This window comes from Magnetovibrio sp. PR-2 (assembly GCF_036689815.1).
Lineage (GTDB): Bacteria > Pseudomonadota > Alphaproteobacteria > Rhodospirillales > Magnetovibrionaceae > Magnetovibrio.
In genome coordinates this window covers 86,959-113,583 of sequence record NZ_JBAHUR010000005.1, presented here as the reverse complement: position 1 = coordinate 113,583, position 26,625 = coordinate 86,959, and the positions used below count along the sequence as shown (strand labels likewise).

At 54.8% G+C, this 26,625-nt stretch carries 29 protein-coding genes; 5 read left to right on the top strand and 24 right to left on the bottom strand.

All coding sequences use genetic code 11. The features are described from left to right. From V5T82_RS07365 to V5T82_RS07345, 5 genes are all read right to left on the bottom strand, one after another. On the bottom strand, positions 1 to 1,161 hold the full coding sequence (locus V5T82_RS07365; RefSeq protein ID WP_332894965.1) for a phosphoserine transaminase: 1,161 nt from the start codon (positions 1,159 to 1,161) through the stop codon (positions 1 to 3). A 233-nt stretch (positions 1,162 to 1,394) separates the two neighbouring features. After that, positions 1,395 to 1,688, bottom strand: a complete 294-nt coding sequence (locus V5T82_RS07360) for a type II toxin-antitoxin system RelE/ParE family toxin (RefSeq protein ID WP_332894964.1) — start codon at positions 1,686 to 1,688, stop codon at positions 1,395 to 1,397. Then, positions 1,688 to 1,933, bottom strand: a complete 246-nt coding sequence (locus V5T82_RS07355) for a ribbon-helix-helix domain-containing protein (RefSeq protein ID WP_332894963.1) — start codon at positions 1,931 to 1,933, stop codon at positions 1,688 to 1,690. The genes V5T82_RS07360 and V5T82_RS07355 overlap by 1 nt, the downstream gene beginning before the upstream one ends. 83 nt (positions 1,934 to 2,016) lie before the next feature. Next, positions 2,017 to 2,187: a hypothetical protein gene (locus tag V5T82_RS07350; protein WP_332894962.1), complete on the bottom strand. Its 171-nt coding sequence runs from the start codon at positions 2,185 to 2,187 to the stop codon at positions 2,017 to 2,019. A gap of 1 nt (position 2,188) precedes the next feature. After that, positions 2,189 to 4,144 (bottom strand): SLC13 family permease, encoded by a 1,956-nt coding sequence (locus V5T82_RS07345; RefSeq protein ID WP_332894961.1) that lies wholly within the window; start codon positions 4,142 to 4,144, stop codon positions 2,189 to 2,191. A gap of 200 nt (positions 4,145 to 4,344) precedes the next feature. Here V5T82_RS07345 and V5T82_RS07340 point away from each other — a divergent pair, with 200 nt between their 5' ends. The 5 genes from V5T82_RS07340 to V5T82_RS18220 all read left to right on the top strand — a co-directional run bounded on the left by V5T82_RS07340 (position 4,345) and on the right by V5T82_RS18220 (position 7,984). Beyond that, the gene (locus tag V5T82_RS07340) at positions 4,345 to 5,583 is read left to right on the top strand and encodes a tyrosine-type recombinase/integrase (protein WP_332894960.1); all 1,239 of its coding nucleotides are present in this window, start codon (positions 4,345 to 4,347) and stop codon (positions 5,581 to 5,583) included. A 670-nt stretch (positions 5,584 to 6,253) separates the two neighbouring features. After that, positions 6,254 to 6,475 carry a helix-turn-helix domain-containing protein gene (locus tag V5T82_RS18225; protein WP_442917369.1) on the top strand — a complete coding sequence of 74 codons (222 nt, stop codon included), beginning with the start codon at positions 6,254 to 6,256 and terminating at the stop codon, positions 6,473 to 6,475. A gap of 20 nt (positions 6,476 to 6,495) precedes the next feature. Continuing rightward, on the top strand, positions 6,496 to 7,080 hold the full coding sequence (locus tag V5T82_RS07335) for a hypothetical protein (RefSeq protein ID WP_332894959.1): 585 nt from the start codon (positions 6,496 to 6,498) through the stop codon (positions 7,078 to 7,080). Beyond that, positions 7,073 to 7,714 carry a hypothetical protein gene (locus V5T82_RS07330; RefSeq protein WP_332894958.1) on the top strand — a complete coding sequence of 214 codons (642 nt, stop codon included), beginning with the start codon at positions 7,073 to 7,075 and terminating at the stop codon, positions 7,712 to 7,714. Before V5T82_RS07335 ends, V5T82_RS07330 begins: the two co-directional genes overlap by 8 nt. Before the next feature lie 18 nt (positions 7,715 to 7,732). Further along, positions 7,733 to 7,984, top strand: coding sequence for a DUF551 domain-containing protein (locus V5T82_RS18220; protein ID WP_442917367.1), 252 nt, complete (start codon positions 7,733 to 7,735; stop codon positions 7,982 to 7,984). Positions 7,985 to 8,133: 149 nt separating this feature from the next. On the opposite strand, the gene V5T82_RS07325 is transcribed toward V5T82_RS18220, so the two are convergent. From V5T82_RS07325 to V5T82_RS07235, 19 genes are all read right to left on the bottom strand, one after another. Further along, complete coding sequence (locus V5T82_RS07325; protein ID WP_332894957.1) at positions 8,134 to 8,307, bottom strand: hypothetical protein; 174 nt, start codon at positions 8,305 to 8,307, stop codon at positions 8,134 to 8,136. An 11-nt stretch (positions 8,308 to 8,318) separates the two neighbouring features. After that, positions 8,319 to 9,170 carry a hypothetical protein gene (locus V5T82_RS07320; protein WP_332894956.1) on the bottom strand — a complete coding sequence of 284 codons (852 nt, stop codon included), beginning with the start codon at positions 9,168 to 9,170 and terminating at the stop codon, positions 8,319 to 8,321. A 30-nt stretch (positions 9,171 to 9,200) separates the two neighbouring features. Then, positions 9,201 to 10,706: a phage terminase large subunit gene (gene terL / locus V5T82_RS07315; RefSeq protein ID WP_332894955.1), complete on the bottom strand. Its 1,506-nt coding sequence runs from the start codon at positions 10,704 to 10,706 to the stop codon at positions 9,201 to 9,203. After that, positions 10,703 to 11,044, bottom strand: a complete 342-nt coding sequence (locus tag V5T82_RS07310; protein WP_332894954.1) for a hypothetical protein — start codon at positions 11,042 to 11,044, stop codon at positions 10,703 to 10,705. The genes terL and V5T82_RS07310 overlap by 4 nt, the downstream gene beginning before the upstream one ends. A gap of 45 nt (positions 11,045 to 11,089) precedes the next feature. Continuing rightward, on the bottom strand, positions 11,090 to 12,115 hold the full coding sequence (locus V5T82_RS07305; protein ID WP_332894953.1) for a hypothetical protein: 1,026 nt from the start codon (positions 12,113 to 12,115) through the stop codon (positions 11,090 to 11,092). Positions 12,116 to 12,161: 46 nt separating this feature from the next. Continuing rightward, positions 12,162 to 14,705 (bottom strand): hypothetical protein, encoded by a 2,544-nt coding sequence (locus V5T82_RS07300; protein ID WP_332894952.1) that lies wholly within the window; start codon positions 14,703 to 14,705, stop codon positions 12,162 to 12,164. Then, positions 14,681 to 16,318: a hypothetical protein gene (locus V5T82_RS07295; RefSeq protein ID WP_332894951.1), complete on the bottom strand. Its 1,638-nt coding sequence runs from the start codon at positions 16,316 to 16,318 to the stop codon at positions 14,681 to 14,683. Before V5T82_RS07295 ends, V5T82_RS07300 begins: the two co-directional genes overlap by 25 nt. Beyond that, on the bottom strand, positions 16,318 to 18,552 hold the full coding sequence (locus tag V5T82_RS07290) for a hypothetical protein (protein WP_332894950.1): 2,235 nt from the start codon (positions 18,550 to 18,552) through the stop codon (positions 16,318 to 16,320). The genes V5T82_RS07295 and V5T82_RS07290 overlap by 1 nt, the downstream gene beginning before the upstream one ends. Positions 18,553 to 18,566: 14 nt before the next feature. Next, positions 18,567 to 19,034: a hypothetical protein gene (locus tag V5T82_RS07285; protein ID WP_332894949.1), complete on the bottom strand. Its 468-nt coding sequence runs from the start codon at positions 19,032 to 19,034 to the stop codon at positions 18,567 to 18,569. After that, on the bottom strand, positions 19,024 to 19,491 hold the full coding sequence (locus V5T82_RS07280; protein ID WP_332894948.1) for a hypothetical protein: 468 nt from the start codon (positions 19,489 to 19,491) through the stop codon (positions 19,024 to 19,026). Before V5T82_RS07280 ends, V5T82_RS07285 begins: the two co-directional genes overlap by 11 nt. Continuing rightward, positions 19,488 to 21,320 carry a phage tail protein gene (locus tag V5T82_RS07275; protein WP_332894947.1) on the bottom strand — a complete coding sequence of 611 codons (1,833 nt, stop codon included), beginning with the start codon at positions 21,318 to 21,320 and terminating at the stop codon, positions 19,488 to 19,490. The genes V5T82_RS07280 and V5T82_RS07275 overlap by 4 nt, the downstream gene beginning before the upstream one ends. An 80-nt stretch (positions 21,321 to 21,400) precedes the next feature. Further along, positions 21,401 to 21,985: a phage connector family protein gene (locus V5T82_RS07270; RefSeq protein ID WP_332894946.1), complete on the bottom strand. Its 585-nt coding sequence runs from the start codon at positions 21,983 to 21,985 to the stop codon at positions 21,401 to 21,403. Positions 21,986 to 22,074: 89 nt separating this feature from the next. Then, on the bottom strand, positions 22,075 to 22,911 hold the full coding sequence (locus V5T82_RS07265) for a phage capsid protein (RefSeq protein WP_332894945.1): 837 nt from the start codon (positions 22,909 to 22,911) through the stop codon (positions 22,075 to 22,077). Positions 22,912 to 23,087: 176 nt separating this feature from the next. Beyond that, positions 23,088 to 23,978, bottom strand: a complete 891-nt coding sequence (locus V5T82_RS07260) for a hypothetical protein (RefSeq protein WP_332894944.1) — start codon at positions 23,976 to 23,978, stop codon at positions 23,088 to 23,090. Further along, positions 23,975 to 24,268, bottom strand: coding sequence for a hypothetical protein (locus V5T82_RS07255; protein ID WP_332894943.1), 294 nt, complete (start codon positions 24,266 to 24,268; stop codon positions 23,975 to 23,977). Before V5T82_RS07255 ends, V5T82_RS07260 begins: the two co-directional genes overlap by 4 nt. 2 nt (positions 24,269 to 24,270) lie before the next feature. Then, the gene (locus tag V5T82_RS07250; protein ID WP_332894942.1) at positions 24,271 to 24,528 is read right to left on the bottom strand and encodes a Bbp19 family protein; all 258 of its coding nucleotides are present in this window, start codon (positions 24,526 to 24,528) and stop codon (positions 24,271 to 24,273) included. Positions 24,529 to 24,575: 47 nt separating this feature from the next. Continuing rightward, complete coding sequence (locus V5T82_RS07245) at positions 24,576 to 26,075, bottom strand: portal protein (RefSeq protein WP_332894941.1); 1,500 nt, start codon at positions 26,073 to 26,075, stop codon at positions 24,576 to 24,578. Further along, complete coding sequence (locus V5T82_RS07240) at positions 26,075 to 26,290, bottom strand: hypothetical protein (protein WP_332894940.1); 216 nt, start codon at positions 26,288 to 26,290, stop codon at positions 26,075 to 26,077. Before V5T82_RS07240 ends, V5T82_RS07245 begins: the two co-directional genes overlap by 1 nt. 11 nt (positions 26,291 to 26,301) lie before the next feature. Beyond that, positions 26,302 to 26,589 carry a hypothetical protein gene (locus V5T82_RS07235; protein ID WP_332894939.1) on the bottom strand — a complete coding sequence of 96 codons (288 nt, stop codon included), beginning with the start codon at positions 26,587 to 26,589 and terminating at the stop codon, positions 26,302 to 26,304. Between the last annotated feature and the right edge of the window lie 36 nt (positions 26,590 to 26,625).

Below are 26,625 nucleotides of genomic sequence, written 5' to 3'. Positions count from 1 at the left end.
TTACAATCCGGCTTTGATTTCAGCAAAGGCCCAGTCGAGCCACGGCAGCAACGCTTCCATATCGGACGTTTCCACCGTCGCACCGGCCCACAGACGCAAACCAGCCGGAGCATCGCGGTAACCGCCGATGTCGTAAGCCACGCCTTCTTCGTCGAGCATCTTGGTGAGCTTTTTCAGCTCAGCCGCTTGAACGTCAGCGTCCAGCGACGTGAACGCTTCGTCTTTGACTTTCAAACACACAGACGTGTTGGAACGAATGTTCGCGTCTTCGGCCAAGAACGCCGCCCAGTCGGATTTTTCCACCCAGGCTTCGATGGCTGCCAAGTTTGCGTTGGAACGTTTTTTCAAGCCTTCCAAGCCGCCAACCTCTTCGGCCCATTTCAGACCGTCGATGGCGTCTTCAACCGCAATCATGGACGGCGTGTTGATGGTTTCGCCACGGAAAATGCCTTCGTTCAACTTGCCGCCTTTGGTCATGCGGAAAATCTTCGGCATCGGCCAAGGGGGCGTGTAGGATTCCAGACGCTCAACCGCGCGCGGCCCCAAAATCAAAATGCCGTGGGCGGCTTCGCCACCCATGACTTTTTGCCAGGAGTACGTCACCACATCGAGCTTGTCCCACGGCAGGTTCATGGCGAACGCTGCGGACGTTGAATCTGCGATGGTCAAACCTTCGCGGTCGTCTGGGATCCACTTGCCGTTGGGCACGCGCACGCCGGACGTGGTGCCGTTCCAGGTGAAGATCACGTCTTTGGAAAAGTCCACGGCGGACAAATCGGGGATTTGGCCGTAGTCGGCTGTGGTCACGGTCACGTCGTCGAGCTTCAACTGCTTGGTCACGTCCGTAGCCCAGCCGCCACCGAAGCTTTCCCAGACCAACAGCTCAACACCGCGTGCACCCAAAAGGCTCCACAGCGCCATTTCAACGGCACCCGTGTCGGACGCCGGAACGATGCCGATCTTGTGCGTGTCGGGAACACCCAAAATGGCGCGGGTGCGATCGATGGCTTCGGCGAGCTTCTTCTTGCCCGGACCGGAACGGTGCGAACGGCCCGTCAGGGCGTCGGACAAAGCGTCCACAGACCAGCCGGGACGCTTGGCGCAAGGGCCAGAGGAAAAGTTGGGGTTCGCCGGGCGGATGCTCGGTTGTGCGTTGGTCATAAAAAATCTCCCTTCAGAAATGCCAAACGAAGGGAGAGTGCAAAATCAGTTGGGAGAAAAGGACCGCTCACGCGCGCCCACAGCAAAAACTTCCCCAGATTTTGAATGCCCTTCGCCATACGGCAGAAGGGTCGCGTCCCGTTGGGAGGACGTGGCCCACAACGGGTATAGCCGATTTTGGGGGTGTCTGAAACGGGAATCTTTTGGAATGCTTGTAGGCTCAGGCCTTCGGTCTACGACAAATGTTGAGCCGGATCTTGGCGAGCATGCAAAACGCGTACAATGAAAACGCCTTCATCTGTTTCAAGATAAAAGACAATGCGGCTTTTGTAATTAAATGACCGCAATCCAAGGCGTATTTCATCGCGTGCTAACCCGATATGTGGCTGCCCGGCAATCGTGTTGAAACATGCCTCAAAGCCTTTTGCGTATGTCAAAGCTTGGTTGGGACCGAAGCTATCGATGGTGAAGCGCGCAATGCCGAGCAAATCTGCGTCGGCAGCGTTGGAGAGTATAAATTTCGCCATTAATCGGCTTGATCGGTCTGACTGAGGGCATCGGCCCAAATGTCTTGAACGGAACGATGACTGGGCCCACTGCGCAGACCTTCGTCAATCAAAGACCGCAACTCGGTTTCGGCAACTTGACGTTCGCGTTCACGACGAATCAAATGGCGAAAATATTCGCTCACATTGTCGAAGTGTTTTTCGGCAATCTCGTCTTGAACGTAGTTACCCAAATCGTCTGACATCGTGATTGAAAATTTAGCCATAAGTCAGCACTCAGCCTCCTCCAGAAACACTTATCGGATTTTATCAGATATAATCCGATAGCAAAAGCCTTCGAGATGAACTTCTATGGATAGCGCACGCCTTGCTCAGCCAACCAGCCACGAAACCGCTCGTTTTTTCTATCCACATCACATGTCGGCGGCAGAGTGTCGAGGTAATGGCCGTAAGCCTCGCGAAGTTCGAGCTGGCGCTCAGGGGTGAGGTCTTGCCAGGGGATTAAACCGCCTTCCCCCATATCAAACCCCATACCACCACGGCACAAACACACTAAACACCGCCCATAAAATCAAGATCAGCGGTATGCCTGCGCGGGCGAAGTCGATGAAGCGGTAGTGGCCGGGGGCCATCACCAGCAAGTTGGTTTGATAGCCGATGGGCGACGCGAACGAACAGTTGGCGGCGAACACCACGGCGACGGCAAAGGCCTCCACCGGGGCGTTGATGGAAATCGCCAAGTCCACCGCGATGGGGGTGAACAGCACCGCCATGGCTTTGGAGCTGATGATGTTGGTGAGCACCACCATGGTGATGAAGAACGTCGACAAGATGACCCACGGGCCCATACCGTCGAAGAGGCCCATGACGGCCTCGGCGACAAAGTGCGCACCACCCGTGGCGTGCATCGCCGCCCCCATGGCAAGGGCCGCCGGAATCATGGTGAGAATCTTGGTGTCCACGGCCCGAAACGCTTGGCGCACGTTGAGCACACCCAACGCCACCATGGCCGCAGCACCGCTGAGCCCGGCAATCACAATGGGCATCAAGCCCGACGCCGCCAGCAACACCACAGACAACAAAATCGTGCCCGCACGCTTGGCGTGATGGTGGGCGGGCAGCTCAGACGCCGACCATTCGATCAACAAAACGTCTTGGTTGGTGCGCAAGGCTTGCACGTCGCGCGGACGCCCTTGGACCAACAACACATCGCCGGCCTGCAACCGGATCTCGGTCAAGCGGGTGCGGATCATGCGCGAACGGCGCTGCACACCCAGCACGATGCAATGCGTTCGAAAGCGAAAGCCCACTTGGGGCAGCGTTTGACCGATGATACGCGACGCGGGCGGGATCATGGCTTCGGCCAGAACCCGTTCGCCGCCGTGCCACGGCATGCCATCGTCGTCCAATTCACCTTCGTCGTAGTTGCCTTCGCTTTCTTCCATTTCCTGAATGCGGTGGCCGTCGCGCTTCAGCACGGCCCCGCCCCCCGCTTCTTCCAAGTCGGGATAGAGACCTTCGGGATCGCGCGCCAAGGCGTCTTGGATTTCTGAACGGGTCGCCGCCACCACCAAAACATCACCACGCTGGGCTTCGTAATCTTCGAACGGTGGCAAGATGGCTTCTTCTTCGCGCTGAACCATACGCAGCGTCATATTGCCAAGTGCGGGAAAGATACCGCCGACGGCTTTTTTGCCAACCAAGTGCGAAGATTTCCCGACCGTAACTTGCGCAATGTATTGCTTGCCGCCGGTGCCTTTGCTACCAGCCAAGGTTTCGGCCATGCCTTCGCGGTCCGGCAGCAAATGCGGTGCGATCAACAACAAATAAACCAGCCCCACCCCCGCCAGAACGAGACCTGGAATAGTAAAGTCAAAAAAGTCGAAGGGCTGCTGATCAATCCCCAACAAAGCCGAGTTCACCAACAGGTTCGAACCCGACCCGATCAGCGTCGTCATTCCACCCAAGATGGCCGCAAAGCTCAGCGGCATCATCAGCTTGCTGGGCGACATATCGAAACGATCCGCCAAGGCCTGCATGATGGGGATGAAAATCACCACCACGGGGATGTTGTTCAAAAAGCCGCTGACCACGGTGGCGATGAACAGCACCGCCAAAATCGCTAACCAATTGGTCGCGCCACAGCACTTCAGCACACCGTGTGCGACCAAATCCAACACACCCGTGCGCACCATGCCTTGGCCGATGACCAGCAGAGCTAACACGGTGATCAAGGCTGGGTTGGAAAAACCGGCGAGCAAAATTTCCGGGGATAAGACATTGGGCACGCTGCCACCGTGCTGAGTGGTGCCCGCGACCGGATATAAATAGAAAAAAACCATGAGCACGCACAACACGCCCAGGCTGGTGACCTCAATGGCAACCTTTTCCCAGGCGTAGAGAGCAAAAGCAGAGATGATGACAAAAAACGTCACCCACATTTGAAAATCCGCGGCGGCTGTCGCGCTGGCGTGCATGCAATTTCCTTCCGTCTGGCCGACGTTCCCCAACGGCAGTGTTACTGTTTAGGAAGAAGCCTTCTTATCAATGACTTAGTGATCCGTGAAATATCTCAATCTCGTATAATCTCTTTTTTGGGGTTGACTTTCGTACTGGAGATATTCAGATCACAATCATGTGATGGAGGGTAACTTGAGAAAAGGTCAAGGAGACCACCATGAAAAAGAAACTGACAAAAACATTCATAGAGCAGATTGAACCCGCCGACAAGGTCCGCCTTGTCGGCGACACTATGGTACCCGGATTGTATTTGAAGGTGACCCCCAAGGGGTCCAAGTCGTTCTTCCTTCAATACGGGCCGAAGAGATCGAAGAAAAAGATAACCGATTGGCCCGGTGTGCACACGAGCCTCGAACAGATTCGACAATCTGCGCGCGACTACTTACTTGAGTACCAACGCACCGGCACAATCGAGGACCCGACCAAGTTCGATCAAGATGCCATGGCATTCGTTGATCTGATCCAGAATTATATCGACACCCGAAGGAAGACTCCCTCTTCTAAACAATCATGCCAACGACAACTGGATGGTCGGATCACGGACAAGCTTGGCCGACTTAAGTGGACCGACCTTTCACCGCCGATGTTCTTCGAGTGGCGAGACCAGTTAAGCTGCAACCGATCCACCTGGAATAATTTGCGATCAATAATGATTTCCGCTTGGACATTCAGCCAAGAGCGCGGGGATATCCCGTGGGAGCGGCCATGTCCGGTTAAGCTAACAAAGCGGTACAATATTCAGACACGAAAACAAATTGTCCCAGACGAGGCATATGCGCAATTCGGGGCGATCATTCATGAGATGATCGCGGCTGGTGAGGGCAACATTTATGAGCATCATGCGATCTTGTTGGTGATGGTGACCGGGATGCGCAACCGCGAATGTATGGCACTCAGAAAAGATCAGGTTGATTTCAGTCACAAAACGATCACTTTCCAACCGGACCAGCACAAGACCGGGCATGACACCGGCGTGAAAGTAATAAATTTGTCTGACGCGGCCATGATGATCCTGAAACGGGTTTTGGAGATTCAAGCCGAAGAGGGTCGAGATGAGGCTGAGCATTTCTTCCTGTCGAATTGTACCGCGCATATGCGTCGGGACCCGCACAAACCTTTGACGCGAATGTTTTGGACCTGGAATATGGTCAAACAACGGGCCGGGTATCCTGGTTTAATCGTGCATAACTTCAGAGCCGGACTGATTTCGTATGCGAACCGGGTAGGGTTGACCCTGAGTGATGCAGCCGGTTTGGTTGGGCACGCTGACACGAACACGACCAGCAAATATTACATGACTCCTAGCAGTGATAAATACGACGCGGTCGGCAACGGAATTGGCTCTATGATCGGGGTATACCCCGGTCCAGAATCAACCGAGGACGGCCCTGTTTAGTTCCGGGCGTCTAACTGACCCTCGACTTCTCAACGGCCTCCTGGCGCGTCTCTGTGGCGTACTGGGGGGCCGTTCTGATTCGACACGACAATGGGCATCACGAGATGAGAGGTCGAGCGGAGCGAGTTCACCAATTCATCAATTCGATCCATTTCATTTGAATTCGAATCAAAACAAAAATGACCGCCCACACCGATGCGACGTATCGAAGATACTCGCGAGATACGAGACGGTCCGTCTTTGAATCCGATTGAGCGAAGCGATTGAGGATTCAAAGATTGATTGCGAAGCTGAACATTGAATGGGTCAACCAACAGAACGGAGTTCGTGTTACTTCCCGTCCTGGGTTCAGTCAACTGTCCAGTTCACCTCCCAAGGATAGGGGTGTGTGTGTTAATGTTTAATAGGGGCGGTCCTCGTTAGGGGCGACATTTGTTAGAGGCGGTTTGACGTTAGGGGCGGTGCACTGTTAGAGGCGGGTCCTGTTAGAGGCGGTTGTTCTGGGGACAGGATGCGAAATGAACCAGTCGATCAAATTAATTTCGTCACGATCTTTTTGTGATTTGTCCATATAAATGATTTTTGTCAATAGAGTCTATTGACGGCGCGCTGTGTCGATATCATCTAGTCAGTGCGGGCAGTTGCCCGGACACTAATCGAGACTAAAACAATGAAAGACTCATTCCACTGGATCACCCTCAGCCAAGCGGCTGAACAACTTGGCTTACCCGTTAAGACGTTATACGCAAAGATCGGCGCGGGTAACACACCCTTTCCCTACTACAAATTTGACCGCCGGTACAGGGTACGACAAGACGACCTAGACGCGTATATCGAAGCCATGCGTGTCGAGCCGGTGCACGGTTTTGATCGTCCTCGTGTAAGTAATTAAAACAGACGAGGTCCTCAGCTATGCCAAGCTATCCCAAACGTCCGGCCCCCGACGATACGCGGGGCTACTACATTAGTGAGGTGTGTGGATCGCGGATCAGCACATCGATCATCTCACGGTTCGAAGATGACACCCCGAAGTGCGCGAACGAGCGCCGCTTTTTCGAACACATCACTTCAAACCCCGACGCATTTCTGTCCTGGTACGACAAGTTCGTCCGGTACACCAACGCGGCCATGGATGAACTTGTCCAATCTGACATCAAGTTCGTGCTGACCTTGATGCGTGAAGACAACGAATTACCGGACCAGTATTCAAATAACAATTGGCGCGGTCTCCTCGCTCGTTGGTTCAACGACGACAACGATGTTGATTATTTCGAAATCCGCGAAGGTGCGGGTGAGACTGTGTACAATCGTGACCTCAGCCCAACCGATAACGCGCGGATCGACGCGGACCACCTGATCGCAAAGCTGATCAATGAAGCAAGCCGTTCGGGCTCGTCTCTTCTGGTCGAGGCGTTGGACGATCCCGAATTGATCGATCTGATCGCGCCTGACTTTGTCGAACGTCATCAAGATCAAGGGGGTGACGATCATGGCTAACATCTTCAAAGCTGGGACCACATTTTATTTGAAAATGACCAGGGAAGAAATTGTTTTGATGGCGGAGACTATCGCGCATTTAATCGATCACTTTCATGGCGACAACCACAAGACGGGCGCTCTCTCCCGGTACACCAGACGGCTTGTCCTGAAAGAGGGCGACTTGTATCTGAGCCAGTTCAAGGACAACATCTGCAAATACTTTGAAATGGCGACTGATATGGTTGGCGACTCCCGCGACCTGAACGAGATCATCTCGACCTCACACCGCACCTATGACGATATTCGCAAGATCGATACCGATCGTATTTTCCGAACCGCGTTCGACCGCGTCGGGGTCGATTTGGATCAGGTGGTCGAGGACGGCGAGCTATCTGTAAAAGAGTATATGGCGAAGTACCGTGATCAAAAACAAAAACCCGCCCGGACCGAACTCAAGTATACGGTCGAGGACATCCGGGGGATGTTCAAAAAACCAGAGCCGAAGCCGGAACCGAAGCCGACCCGGTTTAGCCGTATCCGTCTTAGTAGTCTGAAAAAGCCGAAGTCGTGGAGATCAATGGACGAGTTGGACGCGCGGATCGAAGCCGACCTACCAGACCGGGAATGTGACTTTTATCCGGTACTGAATTAGAAAAGGGTAAGGTGTCCCATGAATTGGCAACCAATTGAATCAGCACCGAAGGATGAGACAGATATTATTGTCGGATATGACTTTGGTACGGTGTGGGTGGTACACGTCGCATTCTGGCGTGAAGTTGACAACAACGACAAGTCAATGGGCTGGACAGATGATGACACCGGATGGTGGTCTTACATAGAGAACAGCATCACACAGACAAAGCTGGAGGGGCATCACACGCCAACACATTGGATGGCCCTACCGACTCCACCTTGTCGTTAGTGGATTTGCAATGAAGGCGACGTCTTGGACGTGCGCAAGCTATACGTTGATGAGGTGACCCATGAATGAACAACTGATGAAAGCCGTTCAAGCCCATATCCGGGCCTCAGCGAACTTGGGTCCGGTCCCCCAGATGAGCCGGGGCGCGGTTAGTGTACACGAACATCCTGACCGAGAATCTCTCGATGCATCAAGTGCAGTTCAGAGACCAACTCTTGCAACCGGTACAAAGCCAGATCGGGATCGTTGACCCAGTCCGTACCGAGGTCAAGCAGGGTCTGTTCTAGGGCGTCCGCGATCTGCTTGTTGTTGGGCGGTCTCATACTGTCACCGATTACGTGAACGGATAAACACGATTGCGGGTTGTTTCACGGTCACTCAAATAGTGGATATTGGTAGCATCCCCATACACGGGTGAACCATATGTGTCGCCGAGCCCACCACGAGAGCAATGTGCATAAATCATGCTGTTTGGTTCCAGCGCGTCGAACGCGTCCACATCAGCGGCCTCAACAATCAAATGATCCCCGGCCAATTCTGTACCATCGGCGGTATACGTCATCGTGATGATGTTGGCTGACCCGGTCGAACTATCGCCCTGATTACCACGTGCCACGACATAGCTGAATTCCCACACGACGACTTCGCCCGCGCTCATAGCTGTGGTCGGGGCCATGTGGATTTGCGGGTACACGTTAGTGCCTTCCGCGTAGTCATGGCCGATGACCAGTTTAGTTGATATGTGATCACCATTATCGAAGGACAACCGGGTGATTCCGTTCGAGGCAACGACCTCAGTCGGCGCGTTTGCGCCGGTCCCTGGGTACGTGAACGGGGCAACGACTGCGCGCCACCCTTGGCCGTGCGTGATATGACCATCATAGAAAAAAACGTCATTATCATTGGTCGAGCTATCGCCACCTCGGAACCGATATTCAAAAGAGGTACCAAATCCCGAGCCAACCCGCGAATAAAAATCAAGCGCACCGCCATCATCCGCTAATGATACACCGGAACCAATCTCGAAAATGTGCGGTCGTGCGCCCAAGCCGGACCCGGATTGTCCCGTCGCGGTGATCCCGGCAGCATTACCATCGGGCAAGTTCAGCGTGATTGAGTCAAATTCGGGATCGGACTCGGACGGATTAGACGCAATGATCGTGTTCGAATAGATAGTGACAGTCATGTGGGATACCCTCAAAGATTACGAAGGTATTTATCGGTGACCGCGCAGCCGTCTGCCCAAACCGGGCTTACCAACGACTTGGCGGGGGGCGGACATCCCGGACAGTGCGGACTTGATCTTTTTTAGCCCCTTGGTCAGCACGGACGGATTCAAGTCCATCTGATTGAGTGCGCCCGTGGTGGCGTCAATGTGGTCATCCCTTTTCCCGCCCGGAAACTCCCCAAGCTCCCCGTTGAACCGTCCGTGCTCGTGTACCCGTGGGTGAACCTTAAGCCGTTTGCCCCGGACCAACGGCTCCAACGTTTCCGCGATACGGACCTTTTTGTTGATCTTGTTACGGCTGACTTTGTTCGTGCCCAACCGGATACCCCGACGGGACGCGGCTGCTTTCAGGTCCGTGTCCAACGTGACATTTGTGTTACCGCCCTCGACCGTGACCGAGGGCAGTCCGTACTCCAGAGCGATATCAATAATTCTGTCAAGTTGAGGTTGCCAGCCGGTTTGAGGTGAGGTCGCGGGAAGGGTCTCGCAATGCAACACAATGATGTCACCGTGTTCGGTCCGGACCGCAAACGCGAACACCGCGTTGTCGCGACCTTCAATACCCAAGGCCGGATCATAGTATGTGCCGTACCCGGTCACGCGAACGGTTTCATCACCGATCCGTAAACGCAGCTCGGGCTTCGATAGCTTACCCAGGGGTGCAAAAATCTCAACGGTCTCAAGTTCGCAATCGACAGTGTCAACCAAATCAGGATCAATCAGGGTTTCCCGGACATCAGACGGGATCAAGAACAACTGACTGTTCACATAATTCAATGTTTTCTTTGACTTGTACCGTTTGTACCAGTCCATCGGAAACCGTTCCGGCCAAGCCAGTTTTTTCACCCCATTGGGTAATTCGGTCCAAAACGGAATCCGAAGAATCTCAATTCCGTCCCATTCCTGGATATCATTGTAGATCGTCTCCACACAGTGTGGTGTCCCCACAAACAATGTCGCGGGTGCAACCGAGTCAAAATCCTGAACCCGTTTGCGCAGCTTCGCGCGCATTTCTTCATTTTCGACGTTATTTTGAATCTCGATGTCATCGGCCAAGATCAAATCGGCGTGATACCCGGTAAACCCGGAATCAACTGAACTCACGCAGACAGACGGATCACGTCGCGCAACCGGGCGCTGAACCGAGAAACTTTCCTTAGCCCAGTTTTTCTGGTCCGGCTTGAGCACCTTCTGACAAATGGGGTGTTCTTCGATAATCTTTTTAATGAATTCTGCGTTCTTCACAGCCAGTGGATACTTCGCGGACATCACCAGGATGGTCGTGTTCGGGTCTCGCACCAGCTTCCAAGCCACATAAAGACAAACCAGATTTGATTTGCCTGCGTTGCGGAACACTTGTAAGAGACGTTGATCTTGTCCATCGGTCGCCTCCAACCAGCGGGCAATTTCGATGTGAATATCCGGGGTGTCATAGCCGATCATCTTTTGGTAAATCGCGACGAACCGGGGGAAGTCGATCTCAGCTAGTTTCATCCGAGGCGGTCCTCGACGTCTTTCAACATCGCGTCGAGTTCGTCGGCTTCTCGATCCGGATTCGGAACTTTGTTTCCGCCCAAGAGTTGACCACCGGAGATTTTGTCCATATCCGTGATCAAGCGAAGTTGAGCGCGTTTGCTGTTCGAATAAAACGTCCGCACCTTTGAGTAGGCGACGAGTTTGTCAAAGTCTGACTCGGTCGGATTTTCGGGAATTTCCGGTTTCGGGATCGCAGCGGTGAACTCGTATAGCCGGGCATACTCGTGAATCTCATCACGAATGTTTTGTTTTAGTTCATCGTCGAGTAGCTTTCCGGGGTCGCGTAGTCGTGGCATAGATAGATGCACCTCACTCAGGTTTATCTATATTTACCGAGCGAGTTAGTTTGTGGTGACGATGGCGACCTCAATAAGACCAACTTCGCCTGATGTTTTGGTCTCAAGCGCGCGGGCGAACACACCTCGTCCCGGTTGACCGGATTGACCAACACCCGGATGTTGACTGGGGACCAGTCGATCACCTTTCTTCACAGGACCGATCACGCGACACGGAACCCGTCCGGTAAGGGCGACCGGCAACCAATGCTCTGACCGGTCTTTCATATGGTTCATGATCGTGTGCGGTTCGGTACTGATCACCCCGAACACCGCGTCATCTGCGTACCCGTTGGTGGGCTCGATCTCGTACACATCATGATCTGACAACCGCACGACTGTGCCGGGTTTGATCTCGAATTGTGCGCGGTACATTTCGGCCAAATCCGCGTAGTACGCATTGATCGTACCTACAGCGCCTTGGAACTCAGTAGTGTTGTTGGCTTGTAAAAGGGTTTGCATGAACGGGGATGCGCCGACCAGATCGAGGAAATCCGCGTAGTCATTCGCCAACAACACGGGTTCGAAAAATTCACTTACCGGGACTTGAACCAGACCATTCAAATCTTTATTGACCAAGTTTTCCCCGGCGTGATCCCACCCGATATAGTGATCCGCTAGCGGGTCAGGGAAATCAATCGGCAAATCCAGGCGAGAGGTCACCGCGAAATTAATCGTCCGCGTGATCGACTCGTCCAGCCCCTGCATTGCCATCCATATACGGTCAAGATCGTTGTTCACCACAGATGACCGGAAGGGCCCCTTTTGCTGGTAATCAGCGGAACGCGAAAGGTCCATGTTGCGATAGATCGTAACCTCTTCCCCGCCGGTCATCGGGGACACAAATGTGCATTCGCCCCCGGTGACGTCACCCGCACCGCTCAGATTGTAATCGACACCATCGGTCTGTAGAGTGCCGTCCACATACACGTCCACGTCGTCATCCTGTAGGAAACGGAATGCGATTGTGAATATGGTCTGATCAACAGCGGCTGTATATTGCAGGCGCGGGTCCTGGGAAAGTACGGACATCGATAAATACCCTCAATTTTGATTCAAGGGTATTTATCGGGCTGGATCAGTTTGGCGGGAGCCAATAGTCTTGACCCCGATCTTGCGCGCGAAGTTGCATCCGTGTCTTGTAACCGGGATTGATCATCTCGTTGATCTCGTTCAGGATCAAATAATCCACAGCCAACTTTGTGTAAAACATATTCCCATATGGGACCATTCCGACACCGGTCTTGAATCCGAGTTCGGCCCCACCTTCGGGATCACCTTCGAGGACCTTCCCGTAGGCCCGGAGCAATTGCGAGCCCATTCCGATGGTCGGACCGGTGAGCACCTCAAGCGGGCTCGATCCGTACCGGTTGAATTGCCCGAACAGGAAATCTCCGTAAATGCCCAGTCCGCCACCCCTCAATAGGGACTCCTGCCAAGTCTCTGGCTTGCTCAGGTCGCGCGGGGTACGACCGGCTACAAAATCTTTTGCGGTCATACTCAGGTAACCCATGACGGTACTGGCCGCGATCAGGTGAGCAACACCGGACGCCCCCCCATTCTGGAGCCAAACCTTTGGCCCGTATTGCAGGCCACGACCGCGAATTTGACGTCCCAGGGTCTTGCTGGTGTAGCTGACCGGGAACGCTTTAAATTGAGTTATAAACCGCATCGCCATGCCCACAATCGAACCGGGATCGGTCCCCTGGGTCAGCCAAGCTTGCTCTTTCGCGCTCGGCTCCGGGATCGTGTGTGTTGCGGAGTCTTCAAAGTACGAACGGACGCGAGTTTCCAGGTCGTCACGATACCGCGCAATTTCAGCCGGGCTGACCTCTTTGGGATCAAGACCGCGTTGTTCGACCAAGTGAGTGCGAATCTTTTGACTGGACAGTTTGCGTAGCGGATCGGTCACCAAATACTTTTGACCGTCGATTGTTTTGACGGCTTGCGTCCGGAGTAGATTCCATTCGGCCTCATCAAACCCGTACATGCGCATGACTCGCTGCATACTCTGGTTTAGTTCAGCCATGGGCTTGTCCGCGTGATTGCCCAGGTGCGCGGATAAAATTTTGACCGTACCGGCCTGTTGTGCCTCGGTCCACCATTGCAGACCATTCAACCGAAAGAACGTATTCAGGTGGCGCGACATCCGACCGGGGACCTCATCAACCCCGTGAAAGCGCGCATGAATACGACCGAGGATTCCGTCCATCCCGATACCGATCAAACGCAACGCCTCGTCGCGTTCGCCATCCCCAAGGTTACGAGTGAAACCAGTGAGCGACTTAGCCCAAGATTGGGTCAGCCCCATGCCCTGGAAATTCAACTCTGAGGCTTTCGTGCCGAAGTCCGCGAACGACGCCAACAACGCCCCGCCCAATTTGCTCATGGATTGGAGCGCGCGAATGTCCGAACCAATCGCGGCCCTGGTCGGGTTGTTGGTCTGGTTGACCTTACCGGTGATCTGGTTCCAATAGTCGTCAAGCTGTCCCCGTTTCCGGCTGAACGCACGGGCACTTGTGGGATCATCACGCAACGCGTTTCCGATTTTCCCCACGATGGTCTCGAACAAATCATCCGGGTTGGTCCCGAACGATTCCATCAAGCCGGTGTTGTTCGCGGCCTGATAAATCGCGTGCGTGCTGGTCTGGGACAATGTGGTCTGTGCACCAAACTGATCGCCCATGTGGTAGTCCAAAAACGAGTACGCGTCCTTGAAATGGAGAATCCGTTCCGCCGATACGCGTTCCGCAAGGTTACCGGAACCAGCCATGGACCGGCCCTCGAATTTTTTCCCGATGGTCAGGTTTTTCCAAACATTCGAGAGGAACCGGTCGTACTCTTCCGGGAGCAAATCTTGTTCACGGGCGATCCGGTTCCAGTCCAGTTTACCTTTGATGTGGTCGATCCAAGCCTGTTCGCCATGCTTGAACATCTTTTGGCGGTCATGCTGTTGACGGATGATGTAGCTGGGGTCCTGATCGATCCATGCACCGGCCCGGTTCATCCGAGCCAGAATGTGATCCTGGGACCGGCGTAGAATCTTCGCGTACTCGAACGCCTGCTTGTTGCCGGTTACAGACTCGTCAAGTCCGCCAAACATTTCACGTGCGACATCCCGATCCAAGTCACCTCGGACCGCAATCTCGGTCAAGTCGGCTTTCTCAAGGTCGTTCAGAAATCGGCCCGCGAATTCTCGCTCCAATGCTTTTTGGCGCGCATCCACGGATTGACGAGAGCCAAACGCCATCCCGTCCTCTGTGCCGACCAAGTACGCTTTGAACGCGTCGTAATAGTTGGCCTCTTGTCCGGTCTGTTCATAAACACCTTCGCGGTATCGGTCGATATAATCGAACGCGCGCTTTTGGGCCAACGCCTTGAACTGGACACGACGCTTCTTGACGAAAACTTCCTTTCGCTTTTCGCTGATCCGCTCTTCGAACCGTTCCATTGCGACCTCTTCGAACGTGCGGGTGTCCCCGAAATGGCGCGCACGTTGCGCGTCACGGTCAAGTTTCGTGACGAGATCATTGATGTCTTTTTCGGACAGGTCCAATCCAGCGTTCTGGATCATGACGCGACATTTTTTCTTTGTGCTCATATTTGTTTCCCAATACCGCACGCAATCGCAATCGACGCGGCTTGTTCAAAATCGTCCAATCGTTTCAATTCGAGATCGACCTCAGTCATCTCGTCGCGAATTTCGTCAAGAAATTCCGGATTGCTTCGTTCAATCGCGGCTAGATCAGCATCGACCTGTTCGACCTGTTTGACCAATTCATCCATGCTGTTATCTACGGAATGAAGTTCAACCGGATCGTCGTCCATTGCACCCGGACCAACACGACTCGCGTGGTTGGCCCGCGCGCGTTCACGAATTTCATCTGGACCCAGAACGTGTTTCGGTGAACCTGTTTGGCTCAATACGGGTTCCCCACCGGCTTCCTGAACGATCCGTTCGTATGCGACGTCAACCGGTTCGTCCAAATTGGCTTTTGCCCGAACCGTCCGGTTGAGATCAACCTGAACACGGGCATCGTCCGGGGTGCTGTTACGAAGAACCATCCACAAGCCGTCGCCCATTTCGACGTGACGCAAACCACGTTCACCGGATTCACGAACGAATTTCACGGCTTGTTCTTCCGTGGTGAATGCGCGGATTTTTCCGTTCGTGTTGGTTACGGGTTGGCTTGCGGTCTCGACCTGTATGGTCCACTTGCCGCCTGGGGTCTGTTGGATACGTACGGCACGATCACCAGATACGCGAACCGTTCCAGAACCCCCCAGTTTGATACCGTTTCCCCGAAGTGCCGTCAGTGCACGCTTAGCACCGATCTCGGTCTCAAATTCAGCATCAATCGGGACAAACCGTTTGGGGTTGCCGGTAGCACCCGAACGGGCATGTGCACCACTAATCGGGTCTAACTCCAATACTGTGCTGACATCGACGGCACGATCTGAGGCGATTTGTGCCAGGGCGGTTCGGAATGCACCGATGTGTGTGTCCGGGGTGATCGATTCACGAAAATCAAGCGGATTGAGTTGGCGCGCTTCGGGATCGGTCTTGGCCCGGCTTGCACGCCAGTCCGAAAACTTTTTACCCGCCACACCAAACGATCCACCCAAGACACCGCCCACGGTCATGTTCATCAACGAGTCCAACGCGGTGTAATCGTTGTCTTGCTCTTGACGGGCAGCGGTATAGATCAACGGTTCAACAGCGGCTGCACCGATCACACCCGCAGTCGCACCACGTGCGGCGGCTGCACCAAATGAACCGGCACGCAAGCCCAGACCCAGGCCGGGAATCAGTGCGGTTGCCAAGTTGAACGGGTCAGCCATGCTGACCGCGAATTCCGTACCGATGATTCCGGCCTGGGTCCAAAACCCGTCCGGGGCCCGATTGATAACGTCGTTGAACTGTGCCCGCTCATCAAACCGTTTTGCGGTGATCGCGGCAACGCTCTCTTTGACACCGTCGTCAAAGAACACACCTGGACGGGCATATTCCGACTCCTTGTACTCGTCCTCGGTCAGGAAACGGGACGTCTCGGATCGAGCGTCATCGAATTCCCACATGCGTCGAACCGATTGCATCGGGTTGTAGTACCAAGCCCGGTCTACAGCCGCGTCCATTGCGTCACCAGTAGAGGTGATCGAGAGGTGTTTCATCCGATCCCAGTGGTCCGGATCATCCTCGTAGTCCATCGGGATCAAAAAGTTAAAATCAGACATTAATGAGGAATCCCCTTTTCTAGGAGAATGTCGTGGACCTCATCCTCGACATCGTTCAGATCATCGCGTTCGGCCTTGCGTCCGACCTTGGCGGCGTCTTCAAACTTGATCTCAATCCGTCCGTCCTTCCCGTGCGCGGGCATACCGAACTCGGTCATCAAGATCAGACCGGTTTCGTCCTCGTTTGTCATCCAATAGCCGGACCGGCGAAGCGCATCCGCTTGATCACGATCCGAAATGAGCGAGCCGATGTCGTTCAAAAACGTTTCGGCGGTATCGCGGACGTGGTTCGCGTTGTGTTGGGCCGGGACCCGATATGATCCCTCAAGTGCCCATTGCGAGGTGAACTTGCCCACGGTCGCATCGACCGCATCCGAAGCGGACATTCCCGAGTTCATCAAGAACAACGCGGTGTGTGAAAGTGTGTCGCGGTACGCCTGATATGAACGATAGCGGGCCGAATTGAACGCGTTCGTGTTGTGCTGACTGAGCGGGCCCGTGATCGTCAACTTGTACGCGGACATTTCCTGATCAACCTTCTCGACCAGTTGACGCAAACTTTTGCCGCCCTCGGACCGTTTCTTGTACTCCTCGTTCAGGTCCTTACGGTCGATCATAAGGGCCTGGGACATCGCACGATTCAGTTGGGGGAACTTTTGCGTGTTCATCAAGATAGAGGTGGACGGGTTCATTCCTGCACGGACCAGATCGTTGTAGACCAGCTTGAACTGGTCATCCTGGTATTCACCCCGAAGCGCGTTCAGGGCCGCGATCCGTTGGCCGGGCTCCAATTGGTCAATCGCATCGACCCGACGCTCAGCATCCCCACGGGTCAGGATTGACCGTTGGTGTGTGCGAAGCCCCCACTTTTCTTGGATACCCAAAATCGTGTCGGGGTCATCCGTACCATAGGCGGACTGGATCGCCCCGACCGGATCAAACTTCTTGTCAAACGGGTCGATCATGGTCTGGAACGTTTCGAACTGCTTGCGGGCGGTCTCGTACGCGGACATCCGTGCATCATAATTTTCACCACCCGGTTCCGGTTTGAGCTGGTCGAAAATCTCGCGGGTGCGTGCGGGATCGTTCAGGACCATCTTAAACGCCTGATGTCCGGCTTGCGCGATAGAGATGTCCTGACGGAAGTCTTCGGCAACCTCAGGCCCGAACATGGTCCCGGCCTGATCGATGATGTCCGGGTTGAACTCTCCGGTGTTGCGGGCCGAACTGAGTTGGTCGCGCATGGCCGAACGCACGCGTCCTTTCGCCACGGTTTGACTGGCTTTACCTTGGGTCAGCTCGGTCTCCAACGTGTTCGCCAAACGAATACGTTCGTCCGAATCCAACGGGGTCCCGCGAAACTCATTCGGGTCAATGCCCAGATCACGCATCGTGGATGCGTCCCCGGATTTCATCGCGTCAATCACGTCTTGGGCCTGTTCGGGATTCTGTTCGACCAGCCCCCGGAATGAACGACGCCATTCTGCCCGACGCATCTTGGTCCGGATCGCAAGTTCCTGACTGCGCAAACTTTTAGCCCCGATCAGTTTTTGCTCGAACATGTTCATCAAGATCGTGTGTGTCCGGCTGGTTGCGGATTCCAGGCTTTCCCCGGAACCCGTCATGGTGTCCCCGTGCAAAATCGCATTGGTGATTTCGGACTCCAACGTTTCCAGGGTCTGTGTGTATTCGCCCAGTCGTCCTGCATGGAATACGCGTTCCTGTTCGGCCTGGACCTTTGCGCCCAAATTGGTGGCTTGTGCGTCGTACTTGGCCCCCAATGCGACGATCTGTTCAGCCGGAACCGATTCCAAAAACGTCTTGCGGTGATCGCGGACTGCTTTTTGATAAGCCTCGATATCGTTGGGATTGTCCTGGTGTAGCTGGGTCAGGGTCTGAGCGAGTTGATTTTCTTTCTGAACCGCGAAGTACATCCTGCGCGCCTCATTATAGGCGTCGTCCGCTTTGGTGGTCCCCCAGACGGAATCACCATCCTTGAGGGCCATCAAAGGATCGCCACCCTCTTGGGCGACACGTTCAGCATCGGCGGCTGCGTCAGCGGCTGCTTGATCCTGAGCCTGCTTGATGATCATCTCGTGGTCGCGTCCTTTCCCGACGTGACTGAGCGCGGTGCTGGTCAGCCCGTTCCACATCGAAGTCTGATCGGATGCGACAGCCCAACGGACACGCGGGAGCGAACGGGCACCAGTTTCTGAGCGCGGAATTTTTACCATGTGGGCCTCCCTCCTTATGCTTTTTTCGAGTTCATTTGGGTAGCCAAGCCGACCCCGAAGTTCATCATTGACCCAACCGCACTATTGTGACCGTTCGCAATGGCCGCACCCGCACTGGTACGACTTGCTCCGGCCCCAAGTTGTCCGGCAAGTTGTTCGTTGTAGATGTTAAAACCGGCGTTCTCATGGGTGGACCCAAGGACGTCAAGAACCGTTGCAGAACCGCCCGATGCACCCGACGCCCCGTATAGGGCCCGTTGGGTCGAGGTCAGGGCAGCGGCTTTACGACGTTGTTCGTCCACGCGTAGTGCGGAATCCAATTCCGTGACTTGGGCTTGATATTCGTACTGTTGTGCCTGGGCTTTTGCTTGGGCTTTGGCGCTGTTCATCCCTTGCATGGTTGCTGCCAAACCGGCCCCAACCATCACCGCGTCCATTGCGGTGATCGTCAAAGCACCAATTGTGATCGGATCAAAACACATCAGATCGTACTCCCTTGTATTCCATCAGCATGAATGCCCCGTTTGGGGCTTTAACCGGGCGGACCTGTTCGAATCCGATCCGATCAAGCCAACGGATAGTTTTCGTATTCTCCACGTCTGGAAACACCAGCCCGGTCATCGGGAAGTGTTCGCGCAGACGGTTGCGCACATACGAACGACTGGACCGGGTGAACGTCTTGGGAAACCGATCAAGCTGATCAGTACCGATCAGGGCAAAGATCAGAGCGGCAACCGAAGGGTTTGCCCCGTACAGCACCATGGGGACGCCCTCGTGCAAGACGACCTCTTGGAATGTTCGAGACATCCGGTCTAAGTAGTTATCCGGGGTCAGCCCGCTCACGGACATTTCGGCCCGATCAGATGCGCGCATGTTCGCCCACATGTAGTGGATATCGGATTCGCGGACTTCTCGGATTTCAAACTGTTCTAGAGTCATGGCATACCTACCTTGACCTCGGTCGAGAGGTTCAAAATGGTGGCCGGGAATACGGATTCATTGGACAGGGTCACGACCGGATCGGTACTGATCCCGCCCATGCGAACCGAAATGTTCTTGGATTGGGCCGGGACACCTTGATCCAGAAGTTCATCACCGAATTGGCGTAACGGGATATCCTTCCCGTCCACGGCTAGGTCCTGTGTGTTGTACACGTTCACCCAAGCGCGAATCTTCCGGATGCGTTCACCCCGCATGGGTTGTTGACGGATCGCGAACTGCAACGGCATTGTGGTTACCGTACTCGTGTAAGGGAGCCCGACCACGATCCGTGCGTACGCCTCGTCCAGCACGATGTTTCCACTGGGGTCAGCCGTGACCGTTCCATGTTCGAGGGGGACATCATCGTCGTTGTACACGACGACTTGTACCTCTCGGTCTGCCAAGTGCGCGTACGGGCCCCAATTGGTTTTAGACACATCTGTGTCCTCGACCCAACTGTCCAGACAGAACGCGTCCGGGATAAGCTCCTCAATCCGGATCACACCGTTGCGGCGGACCAACACGTACAGTTCATCATCGACGACCTGACTGTCCAGAAAAGTACCATCGGAGACGATACGGGACCACCCGAACGCTTGTTGGGACGGCTCCAGCATCAGGCAACGCATCTCCCCGTCGTCCTGTGTGAGAAACAAAAACGAACTCTGGTAGTCCGAAAAGGTCCGGATAAAGCTGAGCGAGTTCACCCCGGACAGAATGTCGTGGGCAAACGCGGTGTAGTTTTTCGCCAAGAATGTGTCGTTCTCGAACGAGTAGTACATTGACCGCAACATATCCCGGTTGCCGGAAATGAAATGGGTTTCACCCGCGACAGATAGGACCGGAACATCCCCCACACCATGGGTGGTCTGGGGTTTCGGGTTCACGTTGGACGGGGTGATCGGGGTGCTGTCATCGACGAACTCAGTCGTGTTGGTGAAAATCTGCAAAGCCCCCTTGATGCTGAACACGTCCCGGATCACCGCGACCTCGTTCGAACTGATATCAAAGGTCCATGCGTAATCGTCATCGGTTTTGGACTGGTCGAAATCCCCATACGAGCCGGTTCGTGTCCCCCAAACGGTTTGGGGCAAGTAGGCGGACCCGCCAATTACGAGGCGATCTTGATGGATCGTACCGGAGCGGGGATACCCGAACTGGGGTTGCCAAGGGTTTTCGGACCATTCGTACGACTGGTTCGAGTTGATCAGATTGGTCTCGACCGTACCGGTGATCTGGGTCGGGCTGGAATACCCCGTAATCAGAACGACACCGTCGTTGATCTTGACCCGTTTCCCGACGTGGTCCGAAGTCCACCAAACCCCGGTCAGGGTCAGGGTGATCGTCCCGGATGTGCCCGAAGGGGTACACCCGTCCGTCTTGTTGATCCGGTTGAACGGTTCGTTCGACCAGCTCACCTCTGAGATGGTCCAGTCGTCGTGTGCGCCATTACGGACGATCTGACGGACCGGATAATCCTTGTGGAACACATACATGGTGTCGTACGACTGAGCGAACCGCAAACTCGGAATGTCATCCTCCACATATGGGACGGACTGACCGTCGAGGTTGAAGTCAAACACCTCGACATCGTTGCGGTAAATCTTGATGTTTTGATCAAACAACACGAACAGGTACTGTTGTTCGTCCGAGAAACTAAACCGGGTCAACCGGACCGCGTCAGCCGCGTCATCAATGTATTTGAAGCCGGGGCGACGACTGAGCCCGCCCTGCAACATCACCATGTAGTTGTCGATCTGTTGTGCGCCCTTCGAGTACGACTCCAAATCGGATCGACCGTCTACGTACGGGCCGAACTCTCCGGCGTTGAAACTGAATTGCGCGATCTTGAAACGAGGCATCCCGGTTACCTCCGAGCCAGAATCAGCGAGCTGATCGGGAACGCGGATTGGGCCGGGTTCTCAAGCTTGTCCTGAACTGTGGCTTTGCGGCGGTAGTCGTCGAGTTCGCGCCAAAGCACCTCTTTGGTCGATCCCACCCCGGTGATCGGTTCGCAAATGTGATAGGCCAGTGCAGATTGGAAGTAATAGACAAACCACGGGGGCAGATTGGACTCGTCCGGTTTGTACAGATATTTCATCAGCAAACCGTCTTGGTTCGCGTACACGAATTGCTGTTCAATCGAATAGTCCGACGCGTAGGTCAGACCACCACCCGCCGTGTTCATGACCTGGACCGCGCGGAGATAATCGGACGGGAGCGCATACTCGTACGACCAATTTGGATCAACCGGGGTCGATGTGGTCTTGCTCAGTTGGGTGTTTTTCTTCGCGAAGTTCCAATTGTATTCGGTGAGGGCCTGTTCGAAGAGCGAGTCATAAATGTTCGCGACCACCGTCGCCTCGTGCGAGTCTTCGGAAAAATCCTGGATTGTGTTTCCGCCAAGCCGGGTTAGCGCCCCGGATGCGATATCGAACTTTGTCTGAGACATCGACGGTTCCTCTCTTTAGAGGTATTTACCGATCCAAAAGGAAAGGGCGGTCCGAAGACCGCCCTATCAGCTTGATGTGCTCAGACCGCTTAGATGGTCACGTCTACCGTGATCACACCGGTCGAGAGGATCGCAGTGCCACCGGCGGACATTTCGCCGATCACGGACCACGCGTTTTTCATCGGGACCCGTTCCGGACCAACAATGTTGATGTCGCGTGCCGTACCCAGGCCAAGCGCGTTCTTGTGGTAGGCCAGACAGGTGTGCTGACCACCCGTGGTCTGGAACAAGGTGGCGTCTTCCAGACGGGAACTTTCCACAACGTTGAACCCGTAAAGTTTCGGGTAACGTGCGGCTCGTGCCGCGTCGGATGTGCCGTAATCCGCGCTGATGAACTGCTCGAGAGAGTCGAGTTGTTTCATCACGGTCGGGGTCACAACGAGCCAGCGGTCATCGTCGCCCTCGTCCCAGTCGTTCGATCCGGCCATGGCTTTGATCTCGGTCATCATCGCCAAGTCAAAAGCAGCGGCAGCACCCGTGGTCAGGCCCGCGCCATTAATCGCGGCTTCGATGATGATGTTGTCCATATCACGACCGAGTTGTCGGACAATTGATTTGGAGTACGCCTGACGGACCGCAATGTTGGTCTTGAATTCGTCAAGGGCATCGACGAGTTCGATGGCTTCGTAGTTGTCCATCTGTGCGGTCGCGTTGCTGTGACCGATGTTCTGAGGGACCAGATCGGCGTGTCGGGAACGGTTCTTTTGGGAACCAGATTGACCCAGGACCGGGAACTCCACACTGGAGCCGGTCACATTCGGTTTGTAAAAGACGGTGTCGCGAAGTTTTGAGCCGTTCTGTTGGAACGTGTGTACGACTTCGGATTGGAACTGAGTAATGAAGGATTGATCAACGGTATTCGACATCGGGGATACCTCCTATGTTGTCGGGTTAAATCGCGTTGGCTATGACGACCGGTTGCGAGTTAAGCCGCGTAGTAGGAGGGGTCCCGAGCGGGATTGGGCCTCGTTTGGCGGGGCTCTTCTTGTCGTTCTAAAAGTATTTACGGAAGAGCCCCGAAACGGGTGTCAGGTGATCCGGATTAGCTGATCCGGGCAGATAGTTTTTGGACTTTGGATTGGAGTTGACGACCGCGATCCGTATCGGTCCAGTACGCGGGGTCGTCCATGAGAGTTTGAATTTCCGCCTTGATATCGGTCGGGTTGGCCGCACCAGCATCGACCGGACCGTCACCCGGTCCGCGCTTCGTAGCCATGACGGTTTCCAAAAACTTCATTCCCTCAGCCGTGCTCTTGAGGGGCATGTTGAAAACCTCGGGCGGTAACGTGCGGGCGAAGTCAACCACCTGATCGGCGCGGTTTTTCGCTTCGGGTCCCCATTCACGTTGGAGCGTGCCGATTTCGTGTTGGGCATCGACGTGCGGACCCATAGAGGCCATCATTTGAGTGACACGATCCGCGTACTTGTTCAGCAACACGTTGACGGTGTCCTGGGGCAGATTGAGATCGCGGAACGTATCTTGCCATTCCGCACGTTCTTGTTCGCCCAACAGTTCCATCTTGAACCCGGTTCCGTCTTGATCCATCCGGGCGTTGATCTCGTCAAACGTGGACTCGAAATCATACGAGTCGGGGACTTCACCCTGGGGGTTGCGGCGGGCTTTTCCCAGTTCGGACTCGGCGTTCTTATACGAGTCAACCAGTTCGTTGATCTTCAACGTGCCGGTATCCTTGTCGATGAACTTTTCAGGAACCGCCGCGATATCAAGTTCACCCATGCTGACGTCCATCGTGGTGTCAGTCGTTTCGGTGACAGTTGTATCGGTGACAGTTGTATCGGTTTGGGTCTGGTCCTGGGACGGGCCCGGATCAGAAATCATACCGGCCAGCCCGGTGTCGTCCTGGGTCGTGGCCGGTGCTTGTTCTTGTTTGTGTTCTGGGGTCTGGGTATCGGTCGTGGTGGTTTCGGTCATTTCGGTTCTCCTTGGCGTACTTGTTCGAGCAAGATCGTCTGTCCGCGTTTCACGGCTTGATCCAATCGGGTGACTTCCGACCGTGCTTTAATCAGGGACGCGTTTGCGTCTTCCGCCCGTTGCACAGCGATCTTCTGCTCAGCCATCAACCCGTGTAGGTCAGCCGCAAGCTTTTCCAGTTTGGTCGGGGTCTTGGGCCGGGCCGGTTCTTGTTCTTGGACTGGGGTATCGGTTTGGGGCTCGACCGGTTTGGTCTTGGCCGGGGTTTTGGTTTTTGGTTTTGCAGCCATGATTAAAGCTCCTCGGATTTATCGACCTTTTTCAGGATGTACTCGACGATCTCGCGACGTCCGTGACGGATCGCTATCGCGGTCGGGTCCGGTGCGGTGTTGTCGATCTTGGGGTGGTTGAGTTGGGTAAGCAGATCAAGCATGACCTGTTCACCAGCGGGTGTATCAAACACACTGGCGTAAGCTCGCACGAGATCATTACTGGACTGGGATGTGGTGACCGCTTTACGGGTCAACCTTTTCGAATAGGTGTCGGACATTGATTTGATCTGATCTGGTTTGGGTTTGGTTTCGCGTTCAGGTTTATTTACGGCTCAACCGGTGGGGGCTGTGCCGGTCCACCCGAGACGCCCTGTTGTTGCATCAGCATGTTCATGATCGTGGTGATCTGATCCGGGTTGTCGTCCTGAGCGGGTTGGATGAACTCAGCCGGAAAATCGGTTTCCTTCAAAACCCAATTGATCCACCCCTGCAAATCGATCCCCTGGAACGCGATCTGACCGAACGGGGCCAACATCGACAGGGTCCGGAGCGAGTTATCGACCTGTTCGAGTACGTGTCCCTTTCGGATGACTGATTGGACATCGATGTGGAACGCCTTGCCGTCAACGCGGACGTCCGGTAGGACCCCGACCCCGATCAGCAAGTCCAAGGCCAGCTTCACAGCGGGACGGAAAAACTCTCGCTCAAGCCGCAACGCGGCGGGACCGATCCGGCGCAAGAATTCACCTTGACGGACCTGAATCTCGGTCGAGGTGATCCGATCCCGATTGGTGTCTACCGGGGGAAGTTGGACGTCAAGCAGTTGACGACGAATTCGGTTCTGATACGACCCAATCGTTTTTTCGGTTATTGCGAAGTTTCCGGGAAACGAAATAGGATGAATCGTACCCTGGGTCACATTGTACGAGCCCGGAGTGATTCCATTCTCGGCGATCAGCTCATCATCGCCGTACCACGCACCGAACGCGGCAAAGTCGGAAGCTTTCAATTGGTTCTCGACCATCTTGTTGAGTACACGGATGTCGTTCAACGCGTGCCGGACCGGGCTTGTGCCCCAGGCTTCGCCGTCGATCCGTTCCCAACGGAACCCCAGAATGTAGGGGAATTCCCGTGTGTGCTGTTCGAGAACATGCATGTCCTTTTCGAGCAGGAATTGATGATCGTACCCGTCCGGAGTGGGCAAGCTCACCTCCAACACGGATACACGTTGATCGGGTTTGTCCCGAGCCAAGTCGTTCAGCCATTTGGGCAGATTCTCGTATTGATCAACCAGGGTGTGAACGCGGACACGCTTCTGGATAAAGAAGGTATCCAGCACACCGGACGGGGACTCCAACACGTACAGGTTCTTGATCGGGATAGAGGTGAACCGCAACGTGTTGTCGCGCTCAAGCCGGACAGACATCGCACCGGTACCGCAAACCACAGCGTTGCGAATGGCATCACCAGCCGCGACATAGAAGTTGGACCGGTTCAACTCGTCAAACAAAGACCGGTTGAGATGGTCCAGCATGATCTCGACATCACCGGGGACGCCCTGGGAGCGCATGATCTCGCCCGGTTGGACCTTGGCCCACTGAGATGAAATCGGAATCCCATAATTGAGTACGTTGCTGACCAAGGTGGACACAGCATCAGCCGGTGTGGAATCGAATAACACATCCTCGACCGGCAATTGTCCCTCTTCCCGGTACACGGATAGTTCCGGGTACGTGTACAGGAATGACTCGTCGATCTCGGAAAACCATTCGTCCCGACGAGTCTTGGCCTCGGACCAGCGTTGTTTGAGAAGATCATTATCCATTAGACTTTCGGCGACCCCCCGAGGAGATCAGCCACGCCCAAAAAACCAGTCTTCTGATTGATGGTCTGGGAACCAGCAATGGACTTGCCGCGCTTATTACGCTCGGTCAATGCTTCGGATTTGGCCTTGGCCTCGCGTTCGCGGATCGCAGTATCCGGATCGGGAACCGGGGGCGGTGCGGGCGGCTTAGGAGGGGAAAACGGATTACCACACATGATCGACCCCCTTAACGGCTAAAGGTGATCGTGATCTGATCACCAGGGTTGAGCGTGAGTACGCGGGCGCGAATGTGCGAACCAGAAAGTGTCCCGGAATAGGATTCCTGAAACAGATCGTCGGCGTCCATCAGCGGTACCCAATCGGTCAAATCGGTACTGGCTTCGATCCGGACCGTGGTTGATCCAGCCGTCCAGGTCGGACCAGCCCCGTGAATGGTCATCGGGATCGATGTGGATCGAACCCCAATCGGGTCACTGGTCTCCCCAGCGGCGGTGAAAGTGAAAGAATTGTTCAAGGCCATCTCGTTACCTCTCATTAGCGGCTAGAGGTA

Coding starts and splice junctions, on each gene's coding strand:
- V5T82_RS07245 (WP_332894941.1), bottom strand. CDS start 26,075: ATGGATAATGATCTTCTCAAACAACGCTGGTCCGAGGCCAAGACTCGT.
- V5T82_RS18220 (WP_442917367.1), top strand. CDS start 7,733: ATGAATTGGCAACCAATTGAATCAGCACCGAAGGATGAGACAGATATT.
- V5T82_RS07345 (WP_332894961.1), bottom strand. CDS start 4,144: ATGCACGCCAGCGCGACAGCCGCCGCGGATTTTCAAATGTGGGTGACG.
- V5T82_RS07255 (WP_332894943.1), bottom strand. CDS start 24,268: ATGGCTGCAAAACCAAAAACCAAAACCCCGGCCAAGACCAAACCGGTC.
- V5T82_RS07280 (WP_332894948.1), bottom strand. CDS start 19,491: ATGACTCTAGAACAGTTTGAAATCCGAGAAGTCCGCGAATCCGATATC.
- V5T82_RS07285 (WP_332894949.1), bottom strand. CDS start 19,034: ATGTGTTTTGATCCGATCACAATTGGTGCTTTGACGATCACCGCAATG.
- V5T82_RS18225 (WP_442917369.1), top strand. CDS start 6,254: ATGAAAGACTCATTCCACTGGATCACCCTCAGCCAAGCGGCTGAACAA.
- V5T82_RS07295 (WP_332894951.1), bottom strand. CDS start 16,318: ATGTCTGATTTTAACTTTTTGATCCCGATGGACTACGAGGATGATCCG.
- V5T82_RS07250 (WP_332894942.1), bottom strand. CDS start 24,528: ATGTCCGACACCTATTCGAAAAGGTTGACCCGTAAAGCGGTCACCACA.
- V5T82_RS07290 (WP_332894950.1), bottom strand. CDS start 18,552: ATGGTAAAAATTCCGCGCTCAGAAACTGGTGCCCGTTCGCTCCCGCGT.
- V5T82_RS07335 (WP_332894959.1), top strand. CDS start 6,496: ATGCCAAGCTATCCCAAACGTCCGGCCCCCGACGATACGCGGGGCTAC.
- V5T82_RS07360 (WP_332894964.1), bottom strand. CDS start 1,688: ATGGCGAAATTTATACTCTCCAACGCTGCCGACGCAGATTTGCTCGGC.
- V5T82_RS07330 (WP_332894958.1), top strand. CDS start 7,073: ATGGCTAACATCTTCAAAGCTGGGACCACATTTTATTTGAAAATGACC.
- V5T82_RS07340 (WP_332894960.1), top strand. CDS start 4,345: ATGAAAAAGAAACTGACAAAAACATTCATAGAGCAGATTGAACCCGCC.
- V5T82_RS07320 (WP_332894956.1), bottom strand. CDS start 9,170: ATGACTGTCACTATCTATTCGAACACGATCATTGCGTCTAATCCGTCC.
- V5T82_RS07305 (WP_332894953.1), bottom strand. CDS start 12,115: ATGTCCGTACTTTCCCAGGACCCGCGCCTGCAATATACAGCCGCTGTT.
- terL (WP_332894955.1), bottom strand. CDS start 10,706: ATGAAACTAGCTGAGATCGACTTCCCCCGGTTCGTCGCGATTTACCAA.
- V5T82_RS07365 (WP_332894965.1), bottom strand. CDS start 1,161: ATGACCAACGCACAACCGAGCATCCGCCCGGCGAACCCCAACTTTTCC.
- V5T82_RS07325 (WP_332894957.1), bottom strand. CDS start 8,307: ATGAGACCGCCCAACAACAAGCAGATCGCGGACGCCCTAGAACAGACC.
- V5T82_RS07260 (WP_332894944.1), bottom strand. CDS start 23,978: ATGACCGAAACCACCACGACCGATACCCAGACCCCAGAACACAAACAA.
- V5T82_RS07265 (WP_332894945.1), bottom strand. CDS start 22,911: ATGTCGAATACCGTTGATCAATCCTTCATTACTCAGTTCCAATCCGAA.
- V5T82_RS07270 (WP_332894946.1), bottom strand. CDS start 21,985: ATGTCTCAGACAAAGTTCGATATCGCATCCGGGGCGCTAACCCGGCTT.
- V5T82_RS07355 (WP_332894963.1), bottom strand. CDS start 1,933: ATGGCTAAATTTTCAATCACGATGTCAGACGATTTGGGTAACTACGTT.
- V5T82_RS07310 (WP_332894954.1), bottom strand. CDS start 11,044: ATGCCACGACTACGCGACCCCGGAAAGCTACTCGACGATGAACTAAAA.
- V5T82_RS07350 (WP_332894962.1), bottom strand. CDS start 2,187: ATGGGGGAAGGCGGTTTAATCCCCTGGCAAGACCTCACCCCTGAGCGC.
- V5T82_RS07240 (WP_332894940.1), bottom strand. CDS start 26,290: ATGTGTGGTAATCCGTTTTCCCCTCCTAAGCCGCCCGCACCGCCCCCG.